This window comes from Veillonella sp. KGMB01456 (assembly GCF_023051165.1).
Lineage (GTDB): Bacteria > Bacillota > Negativicutes > Veillonellales > Veillonellaceae > Veillonella_A.
Genome location: NZ_JALKIG010000005.1, coordinates 97,150 through 113,974, shown reverse-complemented (window position 1 = coordinate 113,974; position 16,825 = coordinate 97,150). Strand labels below are relative to the sequence as shown.

The 16,825-nt window shown below is 43.0% G+C and carries 15 protein-coding genes and 1 riboswitch; of the genes, 9 read left to right on the top strand and 6 right to left on the bottom strand.

Features of this window, described 5'->3' with window-relative positions:
- Positions 1–135 precede the first annotated feature (135 nt).
- Positions 136–1,821 carry a glycoside hydrolase family 2 TIM barrel-domain containing protein gene (locus MXE28_RS02780; RefSeq protein ID WP_226974256.1) on the top strand — a complete coding sequence of 562 codons (1,686 nt, stop codon included), beginning with the start codon at positions 136–138 and terminating at the stop codon, positions 1,819–1,821.
- Positions 1,822–1,927: 106 nt separating this feature from the next.
- Here MXE28_RS02780 and MXE28_RS02775 read toward each other — a convergent pair whose 3' ends face one another.
- From MXE28_RS02775 to MXE28_RS02765, 3 genes are all read right to left on the bottom strand, one after another.
- Positions 1,928–3,493, bottom strand: a complete 1,566-nt coding sequence (locus tag MXE28_RS02775; protein ID WP_247239773.1) for a reverse transcriptase/maturase family protein — start codon at positions 3,491–3,493, stop codon at positions 1,928–1,930.
- Between the two features lie 277 nt (positions 3,494–3,770).
- Positions 3,771–5,030 (bottom strand): O-antigen ligase family protein, encoded by a 1,260-nt coding sequence (locus MXE28_RS02770; protein ID WP_021840967.1) that lies wholly within the window; start codon positions 5,028–5,030, stop codon positions 3,771–3,773.
- On the bottom strand, positions 5,030–6,598 hold the full coding sequence (locus MXE28_RS02765) for a polysaccharide biosynthesis protein (protein WP_247239772.1): 1,569 nt from the start codon (positions 6,596–6,598) through the stop codon (positions 5,030–5,032). The genes MXE28_RS02770 and MXE28_RS02765 overlap by 1 nt, the downstream gene beginning before the upstream one ends.
- Before the next feature lie 327 nt (positions 6,599–6,925).
- On the opposite strand from MXE28_RS02765, the gene MXE28_RS02760 reads away from it, so the two are divergent.
- Together MXE28_RS02760 and MXE28_RS02755 are read left to right on the top strand one after the other, a co-directional pair.
- Positions 6,926–7,276, top strand: a complete 351-nt coding sequence (locus MXE28_RS02760) for a type II toxin-antitoxin system RelE/ParE family toxin (protein ID WP_226974254.1) — start codon at positions 6,926–6,928, stop codon at positions 7,274–7,276.
- Positions 7,266–7,661: a helix-turn-helix transcriptional regulator gene (locus MXE28_RS02755; RefSeq protein WP_021840970.1), complete on the top strand. Its 396-nt coding sequence runs from the start codon at positions 7,266–7,268 to the stop codon at positions 7,659–7,661. Before MXE28_RS02760 ends, MXE28_RS02755 begins: the two co-directional genes overlap by 11 nt.
- A 124-nt stretch (positions 7,662–7,785) precedes the next feature.
- On the opposite strand, the gene MXE28_RS02750 is transcribed toward MXE28_RS02755, so the two are convergent.
- From MXE28_RS02750 to MXE28_RS02740, 3 genes are all read right to left on the bottom strand, one after another.
- A complete protein-coding gene (locus MXE28_RS02750) occupies positions 7,786–9,066 on the bottom strand; it encodes an OFA family MFS transporter (RefSeq protein ID WP_226974253.1) in 1,281 nt (426 codons plus the stop codon).
- 150 nt (positions 9,067–9,216) lie between these two features.
- Positions 9,217–9,298: riboswitch (ZMP/ZTP riboswitch) on the bottom strand.
- 214 nt (positions 9,299–9,512) lie between these two features.
- Positions 9,513–10,442 carry a class II fructose-1,6-bisphosphate aldolase gene (gene fba / locus MXE28_RS02745; protein WP_021840972.1) on the bottom strand — a complete coding sequence of 310 codons (930 nt, stop codon included), beginning with the start codon at positions 10,440–10,442 and terminating at the stop codon, positions 9,513–9,515.
- Positions 10,443–10,596: 154 nt separating this feature from the next.
- Positions 10,597–11,571 (bottom strand): RluA family pseudouridine synthase, encoded by a 975-nt coding sequence (locus MXE28_RS02740; protein ID WP_226974252.1) that lies wholly within the window; start codon positions 11,569–11,571, stop codon positions 10,597–10,599.
- A 218-nt stretch (positions 11,572–11,789) separates the two neighbouring features.
- Here MXE28_RS02740 and MXE28_RS02735 point away from each other — a divergent pair, with 218 nt between their 5' ends.
- The 6 genes from MXE28_RS02735 to MXE28_RS02710 all read left to right on the top strand — a co-directional run bounded on the left by MXE28_RS02735 (position 11,790) and on the right by MXE28_RS02710 (position 16,801).
- Entirely contained in the window at positions 11,790–12,284 is a 495-nt protein-coding gene (locus MXE28_RS02735) for a YajQ family cyclic di-GMP-binding protein (RefSeq protein ID WP_226974251.1), read from the top strand.
- Positions 12,285–12,369: 85 nt separating this feature from the next.
- Positions 12,370–13,488, top strand: a complete 1,119-nt coding sequence (gene cbiD, locus MXE28_RS02730; RefSeq protein WP_156705947.1) for a cobalt-precorrin-5B (C(1))-methyltransferase CbiD — start codon at positions 12,370–12,372, stop codon at positions 13,486–13,488.
- Positions 13,464–14,090: a precorrin-6y C5,15-methyltransferase (decarboxylating) subunit CbiE gene (gene cbiE, locus MXE28_RS02725; RefSeq protein WP_021840975.1), complete on the top strand. Its 627-nt coding sequence runs from the start codon at positions 13,464–13,466 to the stop codon at positions 14,088–14,090. The genes cbiD and cbiE overlap by 25 nt, the downstream gene beginning before the upstream one ends.
- A 64-nt stretch (positions 14,091–14,154) precedes the next feature.
- A complete protein-coding gene (gene cbiT, locus MXE28_RS02720; protein ID WP_021840976.1) occupies positions 14,155–14,739 on the top strand; it encodes a precorrin-6Y C5,15-methyltransferase (decarboxylating) subunit CbiT in 585 nt (194 codons plus the stop codon).
- A gap of 134 nt (positions 14,740–14,873) precedes the next feature.
- Positions 14,874–15,689 (top strand): precorrin-4 C(11)-methyltransferase, encoded by an 816-nt coding sequence (gene cobM / locus MXE28_RS02715; protein WP_226974250.1) that lies wholly within the window; start codon positions 14,874–14,876, stop codon positions 15,687–15,689.
- Positions 15,690–15,697: 8 nt separating this feature from the next.
- Positions 15,698–16,801: a cobalt-precorrin 5A hydrolase gene (locus MXE28_RS02710; RefSeq protein ID WP_021840978.1), complete on the top strand. Its 1,104-nt coding sequence runs from the start codon at positions 15,698–15,700 to the stop codon at positions 16,799–16,801.
- Positions 16,802–16,825: the final 24 nt, after the last annotated feature.

The window sequence follows — 16,825 nt, the reverse complement described above, 5'->3', positions numbered from 1 at the left end:
CACAGGAACAATATTGTGTCTTATTTATTTGTCGCATTTGATTATACTATGAACCAACAGAATTTCCTGCATAAATTCATTGAATACATATAGGTATTTAGTATATACTTATAAGAGATATAGGAGGAGTCTTTGATGAGTACGATGGAATTATTGCAGCCCGTAACAAACGTATTTCGCGACAGTATCGATTTACGTGGCAATTGGTTCTTTGCCTTTGATAAATTAAAGGATAAAAACTATGAAACCGGCGTGGCTCGGCAGATGTCGGTACCGGTACCGGCGGCTTTGCAGGACGTTTTTGTAAGTCCTGGTGAGCGAAGCTACTGCGGCACCATGTGGTATGAACGGAATATCTACATTTCGAAACGATGGCTCGGATCGGATGTATTTTTGCGTTTTGACGGTATTGGCAATCGAGCGGTTGTGTATGTAAACGGTATGGAAGCAGGGCGCCATGAAGGGGTCTTTGTTTCGACGGTTATTAACGTGACTCGGCAATTACGCTACGGTGAAGAAAACCGCATTGTTGTAAAAGTGAATAATGAATTATCCGCGTATACTTTGCCGGCCGGGCAGGTTGCTACATCGCCTAAAGGACGCCGCATTAATCAGCCGAATTTTGATTATGACGTGCCGACCGGGATTTACGGTAATGTTACGCTTTATACGGTGCCGACGACCCGTTTGACTGACATAATGGTGCAGACCGAAGCGTTGTCACAGGAAGAGGCCGTTGTGCAATATATGGCTCACGTACAGGGCAACTGTTTGGTAACGGCTACTTTGCGTGATAGAGAAGGCCGTATTGTGGCAACCGGCGTGGGTGGTAATGCGAAATTGACTGTTGAAAACCCACATATTTGGACCGTAGGCGATGGCTACTTATATACTTTGGAAGTGGAAGTAAGCCGTCTAGGCAAAAAGCATGATATCTATCATCAACGTATCGGCATTCGCACGGTAGCTGTAGATGGTGGCAACCTCATGTTAAATGGTGCCATTGTTCGCTTGAAAGGGATTGAACTGGGGCCTTCTAATTTAACCTTATCTTCAAATCCAATTCAGGCAAAACAGCAATTACAGAAATTATTGGAGCTTGGTGGCAACTGTGTTTTCACTAGTGGTCGACCAATATCGCCGGACGTGCTTCAACTCACTGATGAAGCAGGTATTTTGGTTGTCGCTGAAATGCCGGCAGCCGGTTTAGTAGCTAAAGATTGGCGACCGGGCGAAGCAAATTTCAATAAAACCGATATTAAATCCAGATTGCTTGATACTCATAAAGACACGATTGACTCCTTAATAACTCGTGATAAAAACCATCCATCCGTTATCAGTTGGTCATTGTTATATAATCCGGTAACGATGATGAAAGAGGATGAAATGTACTATTCGGATATTGCTGAAGCGGCACGTCAAAGTGATTGGGAAAAACGTCCGTTGGCGTTGACTATGATACAGTCACTCAGTGATATTTGGGCCGGAACTTTAAAAGCGTACTCCTTATTAATTTTGAAAAACTGGACAAAACAGTGGCATGCCGATGTGGAACTTTTGCAGAGCGCCATGTACAAAGAGTTGGTTGATTGGGAAGCTAAACAACCGGATAAGGCGCTTGCCGTGGTAATGGGTTGTGATTCCGCAACGGAACAGTCCGGCATAGGCCAGATGATTACTTCTTATGCGGTGTATCGTGAAGCTTCTGAAAAAGTACAGGAATTGCTAACTATGTTAAGTTCTATGCCGAATGTACAAGGTCACTTTTTACAAGGTGAGGCAGCGGAATTAGTGGAAACGCTAAAAAAGAATTGGAAATAATATATTAAAACGCTATAATTTTATAATCTATATTTTTGTATAATTAAAAAGGTGGAGAGAGAAGCCATAATATAAGTCTTCTCGTCCACCTTTTTAATTCATAATACTAATTTTTACGTTTTTTGCGTTTTTTCTTTATTGCTATTTGTATTTTATGATTTACATTATTGAGTAAAGATTGTGCTTCAGGATCTTCTGATAAATTAATAATTTTATTAGCTTTATCAAGGTAAGAAATAAAGTTTCTTTTATCGGAGCGGCCATAATTATTATAGAGAGTTTCTTTAAATGTAAACTTTCCATTATATGATGTCCAGTCTCTTTCTCTAAGAGTTTTTGCTTTACGTTGCATTCGATAATAATATTTGCCGAGAGAACGTGGCCGTATTTTTATTTTATTTCCATCAAATAGGAACCCAAGATAATCTATTTCAGTTGGAACTGAGTCTTGTTCATTTCTGGTGGAATTATTTTCAAATAAGTATACATGGGTTTTTTCTTGTGAGAGTGTGATATAGTTTCCCATTGTTGAGATATTATCAAAGATTTCTTTTTTATAATTAGTGATATCTTCTTTTTGTGTTAGAGGTAAGATGATGATTAAATCATCTGAATAACGCATATAGGTTCCGTTTTTTGATTTAACATAATGAGACATCAATTTGTCAAAATCAATCATATAAATATTTGAAAGCACTGCACTGATAGGTGAGCCTTGAGGAATTCCAATATTGGTGTGGTTTTTCTTTATATATTTTGTATTTGACTTAAATTGTAAATTTGTAAGGATTTTATCTCTTTTGTTTACAATGGATTTAATTTTATTTTTGCTTGTGGTATTAAATTCATCTTCGTAACTACACTTTATAATATCTTCCCATTCCCAGAAAGCAAATTTTGTAATGTTTTTATATACAGCATAGTAATCTTCAGGAAGCTTTTGTTCAGTTAATAATTCACAAAGCTTTTTTTTCAAATATTCATGATTTATATTGTCAAAGAAATGTTCAAAATCACTAACAAAAATAAATGCGTTCTTTAATGATGAAATCTTTCTAAAGGCTTCTTTTGCAAAGTCAATATTTGTTTTCCCTAAATTATCTCGGTAGGCAATTGCTACACTATTAATATGGTTATTTTGTGCGAAAACATTATATTTTTCATTTAACAGGAATGCATATCTTTGATATACACAACGATCTAAATGAGAACAGTAAAATAAATCTCTTGGATTAGGGGTTTTCATATTTTCCTTATTTTGGGTAAATTTCTTTTTTGTTTTGGAAAAATGAATAAAAGGATAAAAATTATGGCTTTTGATATTGTTAATATTAAGAATATATTTTAGTGTTCGTGGATTTGAAAGAGAAGTTCTCTTATCGAAATGTGCATAAGACTTTATATCGGAATGCTTTTCTATAAAATTATCCCAATTGGAACAATGTTTCAACTGAGGACAATTTTTACAATCAATGGTTAAAGTGCAGTTATTATGATTTTTTAGATTCTCCAATTTGTTTACTCCGAAAAGCAACATGCCGACTAACCAGGGGGACAAAATCCCTATAGCTAGCCGGCAGTCATATAACGTAAATGTCCAGTAAAAGATTGCTCTCCATGTTATTATTATGGAAGGAGCTGTAGCAATGGTTAGTTTCACTAACGTAGACATGGTATATCTAGTAATATTAATAGATTTACCTTGTCGGATAACTGCAAGAATTGCAATTATGTCATTGACAGAAATCCTGTGCCCTTATTTCAAAATACAGAATTTCAAAATTCTGTATAATAAATAAGGTAACATTATTATATAATTATTTGAGTTGAGAGTCAAATTCTGTTGAATGTTTGTCTATATTATATTTTCCTAATACGAGTAATTCAAAATATAAGAGGAAAGACCAATTTTATGTTTACTTATCTTTCCTCTTTTTAGTTTATAAGTATTAAGTTCTTTCTGAAATCGTATCATTTGGCTTGAGTGTTTTATTATCTGCAATTTCGGCTGCAGTCTCATTCTCTGCCAACGCTTCCAAACTCAAGCTGATAGCGATATAGTACCAATAGAGCTTCATAATAGCTGATGCATCAAAGGTATAGTCTATAAGACCAAAAAGTAAGTAGAAGGTGGTGGCAGCCAAACGCATGTAGGCATATGGATTGCCTTTAAAAGTGTCTCGAAGTGCAGTAACTTCGATATACCCGAACAGGATTAAGAAGGCTAACAGGCCGATTACGCCTGATTCGGTGGTGACTTGAATAAAGTTATTATGCGTATGTACCATGCGTTGTGTATTTTCCGGTAACTCATAATGTGCTTTATATAGTTCAGTGAATTCTCCGGGACCTACACCAAAGAGTGGATAATCATGAATCATCATAGCCGCTGATTCCCAAACAACGAGACGATCCGCATTGGAGCGGTCTGTTGTCATATTGATGGTCGATATGATTCGATTTTGCATGCTCGGACTGGAGGCAATATAGCCTCCGATAATAGCAGCTATAATAAGGCAGGCAATAGGAAAGTATTTATTCTTACGCCAATACTTAAAAGAGAAAAATGGTGTGAAGGCTAACAGTAACCAGCTGCCGCGACTTTGACCGCCGAACAAGCCAAGAATATTCGTGAAAATAGAAATAACGGCTAATTTTCGTAACCCCATAGGGAAGACTGTTTCGGCCATCACAATTACTTGTACCGGAATGGTCATAGCTAAGATGGCAGCTAAGTTCAAGGGGTTATTACTAAAGCCCGATGGACGGGGCTCTTTTAAAAGTGTATGTTGGAAAAACGCCAATAAAGAATCAAGGTTTAATGAGATAAATACCGCACCTAAGAGCCAATACATTTGTTTTTTGCTTTTTGCACAGAACGGAATAATAAAGAGCGGTAAAGCGCGATAGAGCCAAATTTCAAGCAAAGCTTTAAAGGATTTTCCTAAATGTTCACTCACAAATACAGAAGGTACTATGAGGAGAATGGCAATGCCTAAGATTTTGAAATAGGGGAGTGCCTTTTTCACAATATAATTATCTTTTAACGTGTGATTCTTATACTGTTTGTAAAGGCTGATTAAAAAGAATAAAATTGCCAAGCCATATAATACATTGCCGGCACCCATGGATATTCGTTGCATGAAAATCGCGGCACCAACAAAGAATATGCCATAGTTTTCAGTAGTAAGATGTTTTAAATAATTCATTATTCTTTACCTCTAAAGAACTTCCCAATTAATGGCATCCGTTCTCCGTCATGGCGATTCAATCCTTTTAGAAGCACCATAACGATGACGTAGATAACGCCGCCCACAAAGGCACTGATGGCCATGGCAAAGAATTTATGCATGATACCTTCAAGCGGTGGGTAGAGGAAGAACATAGCCACGCCCATAATAATGGCGCTGACGATGTTTTTCCAAAGTAGGGAAAAGTCTAGGAAATAGCCTGTGTATTTTTTAATCCAAATCAGATTTAAAAGGGCAGCTACACCAATGTCGGCTACGGTCGCATAGGCGGCACCGCTGATACCGAGCCAAGGAATAGATGTTAAGTTCCAGTTCAAAATAACTTTGGAAATGGCCGCAATGCCCATGTTAATAACCGGTAAGGTTGGTTTGCCGAGGCCTTGTAAAACACCGGTTGTTATCTGATGCATGCCGAGGAAGAAAATAGCGATAGCTGTAATTTGGGTCGCTTCAGCGGCACGCGGTGCGTTGTAGATGACGCTCACTACCGGTTCAGCTAAAACGTAAAGCATTAAGGTAAACGGCACAGTGGACATAAAGGTAATACGCATAGCACCGGCGGTGCGGTAGTATACGCCTTTTTTATCACCCGTTGCATTCGCATTGGAGATGGCCGGAACGATGCTTGTCGCCAAAGCGGCGGTAATAATCGTGGCCAAATTGATGAGCGGCACGGCCATACCGGTTAAGTAACCGAATAATTCAGTTGCCTGGCTGGTGGTAAAACCGGCGACTTCCAAACGGCGCGGAACGATGAATAAATCGAGGTTTGCTACTAACGGCAACATTAGGCTGGCCAAAGAAATCGGAATAGCCAATTTAATAAGGCGTTTTACGATGGATCCGGACGATTCACCGGGACCTTCCGGTTGTTTATGTGCATCTTCCGGAGATTTCGGTAATTTATAATAGTAGTACATGAGCACCACTAGGGCACCAAACGCACCGATACCGGCCCCCATGCTGGCACCGCCGGCGGCGGCTCCGAGACCGTAAGGAAGGAGCATATACGCAGCTCCGAGCATAACAACTACGCGGAGTAATTGTTCAATGATTTGGCTCACGGCAGTCGGCGTCATCATTTGCCAACCTTGTAAGTAACCGCGGTAACACGAAATAAGTGTTACGAAGAAGATGGCCGGAGCTAAGGCAAGTAATGCCAAATACGCTCGATCATCTATGATGTAGCCTGAAGATATGAGCCAATCGGCACCGAACCACATCAGGATGCTGAATAGCAGGCCCGTAGCAAAGAGAAGGTAGAATGACAGTTTGAAAACCTTCTGGGCGCCGCGATAATCGAAGCGGGCCAGTTTTTCCGCCGTCAAAATTGAAATTGCAATCGGAATCCCGGCACTGGACAGTTGCAATGATAAGAGATAAATCGGGAACGCCATTTGGTAGATCCCAATCCCTTCACCGCCGAGTACACGGGACAGCAAAATCCAGTTGATGCTGCCGATGGCTTTGACCACAAAGCCGGCAATGGTAAGAATAAGAGTGCCTTGTAAAAATCGGTTAACCATTTACTATACTCCCAACTTGATATTCATATGGTAGTTAATGTTTATAATGTCTATAATGTCTATTTGAGGCTGTATTAAACTTCAGCCTATCAATATTAATTTTAACATACATTCGAGTACAGTGCATTAGGATTTTGAGAAAGAAGGGGGCTTTTTAAGTGAGTCATACCATTGGTATGAATTAGCAGGAGTTTTATACTGTAAATTAGAAAGTAGTCTTTAGATAAAAGTTTAGGGATTTTAGTTTAATAACTTTTTAGTTATTGAATTTTGATAACTTTTGAGTTATTATATGATTAAGGGGAGCATTTAATGAATTAAATTTACTTGTATAAAACTAAGTCTGGAAAGATTCCTGTCTTAGAATATTTGCAATCATTAGCTGAACGTAAGGATAAGGATAGCAGAATAAAACTTAATAAAATAAGGGATTATATTAAAGTTTTACAAAATCGGGGCGTTGCGGCTGGAATGCCGTATATACGACATATTGAGGGAGAGATTTATGAATTGCGCCCCATAAGAGATAGGATATTATTTTTCACTATGCAAGATGGTAAATATATCTTGTTACATCATTTTATGAAAAAGGCTCAGAAGACGCCTAAAAAAGAAATTGAAAAAGCATATAGAGAAATAGAAGAAATAAAAAGGGGTGAATTATCATATGAAGAATAAAGCAATTGGTCCCGCTTGGGAAGATGTCGAGAAGCAGTTATATACTCCTGAAGAAATAGGGGCCAGTGATTTACGCGCGGCGATTATGTGTGAACTGATTGATGCTCGTAACGAGAAAGGTATTAGTCAGAAAAAATTAGAAGTATTAAGCGGCGTAAAACAACCGGTGATTGCCAGAATGGAAGCAGGGACAACGAGCCCTCGACTAGATACGGTATTAAAGGTTCTCGCTGCATTGGGAAAAACGTTAAAAATTGTACCAATTAATAATCAAGATGGTGATTCGGTAAATCAAACTAAGACTTATCAGTATGATCCTAAGGTTTTAGGTGTGCCGAAAATATCTGAAGGTAACACAGCAGAGTATAATTTAGATAAGAAATAAGAAATGGCTACAACATAATGCAGATGAGATCTACATTGTGCTGTAGCCATATTTAATATATTTAGTTATTTAGTATGCAAGTGTAACTATGTCTAAATACTTAATTGTAAGAAGAATGTATTTTTTACGCATTCAAAGCGTCGCCATTTTTAATATCAACAACTTTTTCTTCCGCTTCAAAGTGATGATCTTTAGTGAACACTTTGAGTGCCACAGCCACGGCCAAGTTCAAAACGAACAAGGCGCTGAACACGAAGAGCGGACCGCTATAGCTGTTGGTGCTTTCACGAAGGAAGGACACGAGCATAGGACCGGCGATACCGGCGAAGCCCCAAGCGGTTAATACACGGCCGTGAATGGCGCTGAGCGCTTTGGTGCCGAATAAGTCACTAAGATAAGCCGGCATGCAAGCAAAACCGCCGCCGTAGCAAGTAATAATAGCGAACACGAGGAACTGGAAGAAGAAGGAGTTGCTCGTATGGCCGAGGGCAAAGAAGGCCAAGATTTCGATGAGGAAGAACAACATGTAGGTAAATGGTCGACCGATGTAATCGGAGATAGTGGACCAGCCGATGCGGCCGAGACCGTTTAAGAGACCGATGATACCAACCATGGAAGCCGCTTCTGTAGCGTTCATGCCAACGATTTCCTGCGCCATTGGGGAAGCAACCGCCAATAAACCGATACCACAGGTGATGTTGATGAAGAAGATCCACCATAAAGCGCTGAACTGCCAAGTTTTCATGGCTTCGTGAGCATTCATGCCGCGGTTGAAAATAGATTTTTTCGGAGTTTCAGTTTTGGCACCATCTTTAGAATCGGCAACAGTAGTCGTAGTAGCCGTTGTCGGTGGTTTTAAGTATAACGACGAGAGCGTCATGATGATGATGTACGCCACGCCGAGGATTTGGAATGTTTGCACCAAGCTGTAGGCGGCCGTTAAGTATTGCATTAACGGACCGGCGATTAAGGCTGCAAAGCCGAAGCCCATGATGGCAAGGCCGGTGGCAAAACCGCGATTGTGCGGGAAGTATTTCACGAGGGTCGAAACCGGTGTGATATAACCGACGCCGAGACCGACACCGCCGATGACACCGTAGAAGATATAGAGCAAGGTCAAGCTGCTTTGCTCTAAGGCGTAAGCCGTACCTAACATGCCGATACCGAAGAAGAGGGTACTCAACAAGCCACTCTTTTTAGGACCGATTTTTTCAGCAAAACTGCCTAATAAACCGGCGGAAAGACCGAGGAATAAAATAGCTAAAGAAAAAGTCCAAGTTGTTTCTTTAAGGGACCAGCCCATGGCCGCCATGATAGGTCGTGTCAACACGCTCCAAGCATAGACACTGCCGATAGAAATGTGAATTCCGATAGCCGCCAAGGCAATTAACCAACGATTTCGCATATAATCATCCTTTCTGTAATGAAAGAAGCTGCTCAAAGTCTTTTTTCGAAAGTTTAGAATGGCTTTTAAAAAGAAGGCTTAAATTAGTAGTCTTTTGATGATTGAAAGGCCCTTAAAGGCTTTCAAAATATGCAAAAGACCGCCTGAGCAATCTTCTGCCCAGACGGTCGGCGTTTCTTCGCATACAATACACGTGGTTAATTCCACTAATCCGTCAGCATTGTATGTTGTTCTTTATTGTGAGGTCATTATAACAATAAAAAAGGGAGCAGTCAATCTAAAAAATTAGATAAACTGCCCCTTTTTAGTTATGCATATTATGCTAAAAAATCACAAGAAAATCAGTGATATAGCGTCATATAGCTTTCTTATTATCGATTAATTTTCAGGCTGCTCGGTAGTTAATGTGCAGTGGATTTTAAATAACTGTTGCCTGAGAGTTACGATTATAATTTGCCGGAAGAACCCAATACATCTTTAATTTTGTGCTGTACCATGCCTTTAATAGCATCGCGAGCAGGGCCCAAGTATTTACGAGGGTCGAATTCGGATGGATTTTCCACGAAGAATTCGCGAATGGAGGCGGTCATAGCTAGGCGAAGGTCGGTGTCGATGTTGATTTTACATACGGACATGGACGCTGCTTTGCGAAGCATTTCTTCAGGAACGCCTTGCGCGCCCGGAATGTTGCCGCCGTATTTGTTGCATTTTTCAACAAATTCAGGAAGTACGGTGGACGCACCGTGTAAAACGATAGGGAAACCAGGCAACAATTTGCCGACTTTTTCCAAACGTTCGAAGTCGAGGTACGGTTCGCCTTTGAATTTGTAAGCGCCGTGGCTGGTACCGATGGCGATAGCTAAGGAGTCAACGCCGGTACGTTCTACGAATTCGGCAGCCTGATCGGGATCGGTGAAGAGCGCGTCTTTTTCACTTACGTTTACGTCGTCTTCAACACCGGCCAAACGACCTAATTCGCCTTCTACTACTACGCCGTGTGCGTGAGCATATTCAACAACCTTTTTAGTCAAGGCCACGTTAGTTTCGAAATCGTGTTTAGAGCCGTCGATCATAACGGAGGTGAAACCGCCGTCGATACAGGATTTACAGATTTCAAAATCATCACCGTGGTCAAGATGTAATGCGATTGGTAAGCCCGTGTCTTCAAGCGCGGCTTCAACCAATTTCACAAGATAAATGTGTTTTGCATATTTGCGGGCACCGGCGGATACTTGAAGAATCAACGGAGATTGTTCTTCTTTAGCCGCATCAACGATACCTTGTACAATTTCCATGTTGTTAACGTTGAATGCACCAATAGCATAACCGCCTTCATAGGCTTTTTTAAACATGTCTGTTGTTGAAACTAATGGCATAGTATTTCCTCCTTGTAATGGAATACTGATAACTGATAAGGAATGTCATACATCAAGTTAAGTATAGCAAGAAGAACCTGAAAGGGCTACTGCTATTTATGCATAATAGAAGGGCTCTATGGCGGCGGCCACATGGGGGACGAGCGAATTTTTGTCAAAAAGAAATCTTGTTGTGCTCTAAGTACTGTGAAATCAAGGGTTCCCAGGCTGTCGGCAGCGGTGCGGTCACGTTCATGAACGTATGCGTCATAGGGTGGACAAATTGTAGCCCAATGGCATGGAGAGCTTGCTTTTCGAGTAAATCGAGGGAGCCGCCGTAAAGATCGTCGCCTACCAGGGGGAACCCTAAGTGAGACATGTGGACGCGGATTTGATGGGTGCGGCCGGTGTGTAATACAAAGCGAACGTGGGAGAGCCGTTTGTGGCGGGCGACGCAGGTAATGTCCGTATGAGCGGCTTTGCCGTCAGGACTTACGGTGCGCTCGATGATGCTCTCTTCTTTGCGGGCAATGGGCCAGTGGATGGTGGCAAAATTGGCCGGAAAAAAGCCGTCACACAGAGCTTCGTAGATTTTGCGAATGGGCGCGTGCGTTTTGGTAAAACTGTGCTGCACCAAGGCATTCTTCGCGATGATGACAAGGCCTGACGTGTCTTTATCAAGGCGATGCACCGGGTGAAAAGCGGCCTGCGTTTGATTCGTTTTTTCAAAATAATGGATGAGCGCATTGGCGACGGTGTGAAAACGCTCGGTCGAGGTGGGATGCATGAGGAGTCCCGTCGGTTTGTTGATGATGAGCAGGTGCTCGTCTTCGTAGATGATGGGAATGTCATACGCCCAAGGGATAAAGGTGGGCTCTTCTTTTGGTAAGTAAATAGTTACCTTATCGCCCGGCACAACGAGGCTATGCCAGGAGGCGGCTTTCTGATTCACATAGACAATGCCGTCCGTGCGCAGGCGACGCCGCATAGCTTGAGAAACGCCGGCCTGACGCACTAAGTGGTTAATAGAGAGCCGTCTTGTTTTGCCCTTATTTGAGGGCGAGGGCGTTGAATCCGCTACGACTAAGGTCAACAGCGGCTCACCGTTTACTATATTCTTTTTTTCAGTTGGAGCTGTAGTATCTGGCATAATAGGCGTGCTTTCTTGATTTTTTATTACAATAACTTGATTTTTCTAATACGATTTAGTTGTAGTTATATGTATATTGTAACCTATTTTAGTCTATTTGTTTTGTCAGGTATAAAAAAATTTCATACAAAGTTCAATTTTCCAAACCTTTCTATGTGAGGAACGGGGCCTATATGATATAATAATAGTACTATTTAAAAAGCAAAGGAGGCACATATATGGCCAAAGATTGTTCGTTTGACGTAGTGTCGGAAGTAAATATGCAAGAAGTTGATAACGCGGTAAACCAAGCTAAAAAAGAAATCGGTACCCGTTATGATTTTCGCGGCAGCAAATCTGAAATCAGCCTTGAAGGGGAAACCATTAAGGTGATTTCTGATGATGAATATAAATTAAACGCCGTAATCGACGTTGTTAAAGGCAAGATGGTTAAGCGTAATGTAGCGCTTAAAAATCTTGATTACGGTAAAGTAGAACCTGCTTCGGGAGCTACCGTTCGTCAGGTGATTACCATTAAAAAAGGGATTTCCAAAGAAACCGCCAAAGATGTGGTTAAATTAATCAAAAACATGAAACTTAAAGTAACGGCGCAAATCATGGAAGATCAAGTGCGCGTTACGGGCAAAGATAAAGACTCCTTACAGGAAGTTATCCAAATGTTGAAACAACAGGATTTGCCGGTAGAATTGCAATTTGTAAATTTCCGCTCCTAAGTAGAGCCCTAAAGAGCAGCGACATTAAGCTGCTCTTTACCATGATATCAAGTTGTGAAAGATTCTTTCACCGAAGGAGGTATGAATGGATATAGAGGCTATGCGTGGCGGTTATACGACCGGCTCCTGTGCCACCGCCGGCATGAAGGCGGCCTTGATGGCATTGCTATCGGAAGAGTATCCCTCCCGTGTGACGGTGATTAATCCGCAGGATACACCCATTGATGTGCCCATTAAGTCGGTAGAGGTCATATCTGATACGGAAGCTCGGGGCACGGTTGTTAAAGACGGCGGCGACGATCCGGATGTAACGCACGGCACCGATGTGGTGACGACGGTGCAATTGACGACTGACGGCGAGCTTCAGTTCCGCGCCGGTTTTGGTGTCGGTACGGTGACGAAACCGGGCCTTGCTATGCCACCGGGGGAACCGGCTATCAATCCGGGACCGCGTACCATGATGACCACCGTGTTCAAAGAGTTTTGCACGGCCGGTCAGGGCGTTATCGTGACGGTATCGGTGCCAAACGGCGAAGTGTTGGCGAAGAAGACCCTAAACAGTACCCTCGGCATTGAAGGGGGCATTTCCATTATCGGCACCACCGGTATTGTGAAGCCCATGAGTGAAGAAGGGTTTAAAAACTCCTTGGTGCCGCAGCTCACGGTTATGAAGGCGGCCGGCTATGAAACGGCGGTGTTGGTGCCGGGGCGCATCGGTCAGGAATTGGCCAAGAATGTGCTCGGTATCGCTATCAATCAGATGGCGGAAACGTCTAACTTTATCGGCTTTATGCTGGAACAATGTGTAAAAGTCGGTTTTAAAAAGATTGTTATTATCGGTCATATCGGTAAGATTATAAAACTCGCGTCCGGCAGTTTTCACACCCATAATCGCATGAGTGACGGTCGTATGGAAACGCTCGTTGCCTATGCGGCGCTTGACGGTGCGTCGACGGCCGTGGCCAATGAAATTATGGAGTGTCGCACCACGGAAGCGGCTATGCCGATTTTAGCGCGCGAGCATTTGACGAGCGTCTATCAGCGCGTAGCGGACAGAGCGTCTATGCGTTCGGAGCGCTATATTGCGAATGAAGCGGAAGTGGGCATTATTATTGCCACGTTGGACGGCGAAATTTTGGCGGTTGATGAAACGGCGAAACGTATCGGAGGTGAAGAGCATTGGCAAATACCCTCTACGTTGTAGGTATCGGGCCCGGTAATCCGGATTATGTGGTACCGCGCGGCCTCAAATTGATTGCGGACGCTAAGGTACTCGTAGGCAGCGAACGCTCTTTACTGGATTTTGCCCATGAAGGGCAGCTCACGCATTCGGTTACGGGTAAGCTTACGGAGCTGGCTCTTTGGATTGAAGAACAGCTCAAGCGCCATGATGTGGTTGTCATGGTAAGCGGTGACACGGGTTATTACAGCTTGTTGCCGTATTTGAAAAAGAAATTCCCCGATACGCCTATTGATGTGGTGCCGGGCATCAGTTCCATGACTTTTGCCTTTGCGCGCATTGGCGAAGTATGGCAGGATGCTGATTTACTGAGTTTTCACGGCCGTGTGCCGAAGGAAGAGGCGCTTCGCTATGAAGAAGGTCGTAAGCTTGGCTTTTTGACGGATAAAGAACATAATCCGGCGGCCATTGCGCAGATTCTAATGGATCACGGCTGGCCGGCTGATACGAAGTCGGTGGCCTTAGAACGTCTCAGTTATGAAGATGAACGGATTGAACCGGGCACGTTGGCAGAAATTGCCAAATTACCGGGATTTGAACATTCCGTGTTTATTATTTTAGGTTAACCTCGATAGTTAGCTCACAGCATGAACATCGTAAGTGTTAAATTAAAAAACTAAGGAGGTATTCATGCGACATTTTTTCGGCATTGAAGACGAAGAATTTATTCGCGGTGATGTGCCTATGACAAAACGTGAAATTCGGATGGCTGTACTGAATGAAGCGCGCGTACAAGAGGATAGCTATGTGCTTGACGTAGGCGCCGGTACGGGCTCAATTTCCATCGAAGCGGCTTTGGGGGCACCTAAAGGCCATGTATATGCTATTGAACGTTTTGAAAAAGGCATTGAGCTCATTAAAGCGAATGCGGAAAAATTCGGCGTCAATAATTTAACCGTTATAGAAGCTAAAGCGCCGGAAGGGATGGCGGATTTACCGGCCCTTGATGCCATCGTTATCGGTGGCAGTGCGGGTGGTATGGACGCTATTCTCGATGAATCGGAGCGCTTATTAAAACCGGGCGGTCGCCTTGTCGTAACGGCGGTGACGATGGAAACGGGTTATACCATTTTGAAAGCTTTAAAAGGTCGTCCTTTCACCTATGAAGGCTATCAGATGCAGATTAATCGCTTCCGTAAAGCGGGGCCGTATCATTTACTAAACCCGTTAAGTCCTATTTTTATCGTAACGGCGATTAAACAGGCTGACGTTTAAGATTCGAATTATCGAGCCAAAACTATAAAGACTTTGAGCTAAGCCCAAAGTTATATAGATGCTGGATTTAAGATACGAATTATATTATATATTACAATTAAGTTGGCCAGCAGGCCGAGGAGGTAAATCGGAACATGAGTGAAGATAAAACAATGTCAGGCGAGAATGTTATGACGGCGAATCAAGAAGTACCGGTAGTTCATATTGTAGGCGCAGGTCCCGGGGATCCTGAGCTCATTACGCGCAAAGGCTATCGTTTAGTCAGTGAAGCGGATATCGTGATTTATGCCGGCTCTTTGGTAAATCCGGAGATTTTAAAAGCTTGTAAAAAGGATTGTGAAATTCATAACAGCGCGACTATGAATCTGGATGAAGTAATCGAGGTTATTAAACGCGGTGCCGCTGAAGGTAAAGCTATCGTTCGTTTACACACCGGCGACCCTGCTATTTACGGCGCTATTCAGGAACAGATGGATCGTTTGCAAGAATTGGGCATCACTTATGCGGTAGTACCCGGCGTAAGCTCCTTCCTCGCAACGGCAGCTGCTTTGAAGCAGGAATACACGTTGCCGAATGTGTCTCAAACGGTAATTATTACGCGTATTGAAGGCCGTACGCCGATGCCGCCGAAGGAAAAGTTGGCCATGCTCGCTGCTCATGAAGCAACCATGTGTATTTTCCTTAGCGTGCAAATGATGGATAAAGTGGTCGAAGAACTCATCAAAGGCGGCTATAGCCCTAAGACACCGGTTGCGATTGTGGTGAAAGCATCCTGGCCGGATCAACGCATTATTCGCGGTACTTTGGAAACGATTGCGGATATCGTAAGTCAGGAAGGCGTATTGCGCCAGGCCATGATCGTGGTCAGCAAGGTTCTTGACAGTGATTATGAATTGTCAAAATTGTATGACAAAGGCTTCAGTCACATGTACCGCAGTGCGAAGGACTGAGTAGGCTTATGGAATCAATAGCGATTATTTCCGTTACGGTTCATGGCGCCGGATTGGGGCAGAAGTTGCGGCATCATTTTGAAGCAGATTCGAATTATGAGGTGCACTGTTTTGAAAAAGAAGGTCGTGCCAGTGGTGATACTGCCGAATTTTTCAGTTCCATGAAGCCCCATATGGAAACGTGGTTTAAATCGTATGATAAACTGCTTTTTATCATGGCTACGGGCATTGTGGTGCGCATGATTGCCCCATACATTAAGCACAAGTCGGAAGATCCGGCTGTAGTGGTCATGGATGAGCAGGGACATTTTGCCATCAGTTTATTGTCCGGTCATCTCGGCGGTGCCAATGAGTGGACGGCGGATATTGCTCAGTTTGTGGGCGCCACGCCGGTTATCACGACGGCTACGGACGTGAACGGTATTCCCGCACCGGATGTACTGGCCCGCAAACTAGGCTTTAAGGTAGAAGATTTCAGCACGTTGCGAGAAGTTAATTCGGCTCTCGTAGCGGGTGAAAGGGTACCGTATTATATTGACGATACCTTGTTCTTTTTACATGAGTATGAAGCGGTAGCCAAAGCGCAGGGGATTGAACTCATTCGTTTTAATCCGCATACCGTAACGGGCAAGGCTACTTGCGAAACGGGCGGCGAAAATGCAGCGCGCGTAGTCATTACCGATTTATTATTGCCCTTTGGACCGCGCACCTTGGTGCTTAGACCGCCGACAATGACGGTGGGTATCGGCTGTCGCCGTGACACGCCGAAAGAATTGATCTTACATGCCGTTAACGATTCATTGGCCAATGTGAATCGTTCGCCCAAGAGTGTGGCATCTGCCGCATCGGTGATTGTCAAAGCCGATGAAGTGGGATTATTGGCAGCAGTACGAGAGTTACAATGGCCCATTCACTTTTTTACGCAAGAAGAAATGGCGCCTTTCATAGAAGCAAGTCATATTGAAGAATCTAATTTTGTTAAAGAAACGATAGGAGTAGGCAACGTATGCGAAACAACAGCACTATTACAGGCCAAGAGCCAAACATTACTACAAAAGAAAACGGTGTATCCACGAACAACGGTAGCCATCGCCCAGGTACAATCAAAGTAATCGGTATCGGACCGGGCAACGAAG

Bases quoted from the DNA above. Each gene is read 5' to 3' on its own strand.
- MXE28_RS02780 (WP_226974256.1), top strand. From the start codon at position 136: ATGAGTACGATGGAATTATTGCAGCCCGTAACAAACGTATTTCGCGAC.
- MXE28_RS02775 (WP_247239773.1), bottom strand. From the start codon at position 3,493: ATGTCTACGTTAGTGAAACTAACCATTGCTACAGCTCCTTCCATAATA.
- MXE28_RS02770 (WP_021840967.1), bottom strand. From the start codon at position 5,030: ATGAATTATTTAAAACATCTTACTACTGAAAACTATGGCATATTCTTT.
- MXE28_RS02765 (WP_247239772.1), bottom strand. From the start codon at position 6,598: ATGGTTAACCGATTTTTACAAGGCACTCTTATTCTTACCATTGCCGGC.
- MXE28_RS02755 (WP_021840970.1), top strand. From the start codon at position 7,266: ATGAAGAATAAAGCAATTGGTCCCGCTTGGGAAGATGTCGAGAAGCAG.
- MXE28_RS02750 (WP_226974253.1), bottom strand. From the start codon at position 9,066: ATGCGAAATCGTTGGTTAATTGCCTTGGCGGCTATCGGAATTCACATT.
- fba (WP_021840972.1), bottom strand. From the start codon at position 10,442: ATGCCATTAGTTTCAACAACAGACATGTTTAAAAAAGCCTATGAAGGC.
- MXE28_RS02740 (WP_226974252.1), bottom strand. From the start codon at position 11,571: ATGCCAGATACTACAGCTCCAACTGAAAAAAAGAATATAGTAAACGGT.
- MXE28_RS02735 (WP_226974251.1), top strand. From the start codon at position 11,790: ATGGCCAAAGATTGTTCGTTTGACGTAGTGTCGGAAGTAAATATGCAA.
- cbiD (WP_156705947.1), top strand. From the start codon at position 12,370: ATGGATATAGAGGCTATGCGTGGCGGTTATACGACCGGCTCCTGTGCC.
- cbiT (WP_021840976.1), top strand. From the start codon at position 14,155: ATGCGACATTTTTTCGGCATTGAAGACGAAGAATTTATTCGCGGTGAT.
- cobM (WP_226974250.1), top strand. From the start codon at position 14,874: ATGAGTGAAGATAAAACAATGTCAGGCGAGAATGTTATGACGGCGAAT.
- MXE28_RS02710 (WP_021840978.1), top strand. From the start codon at position 15,698: ATGGAATCAATAGCGATTATTTCCGTTACGGTTCATGGCGCCGGATTG.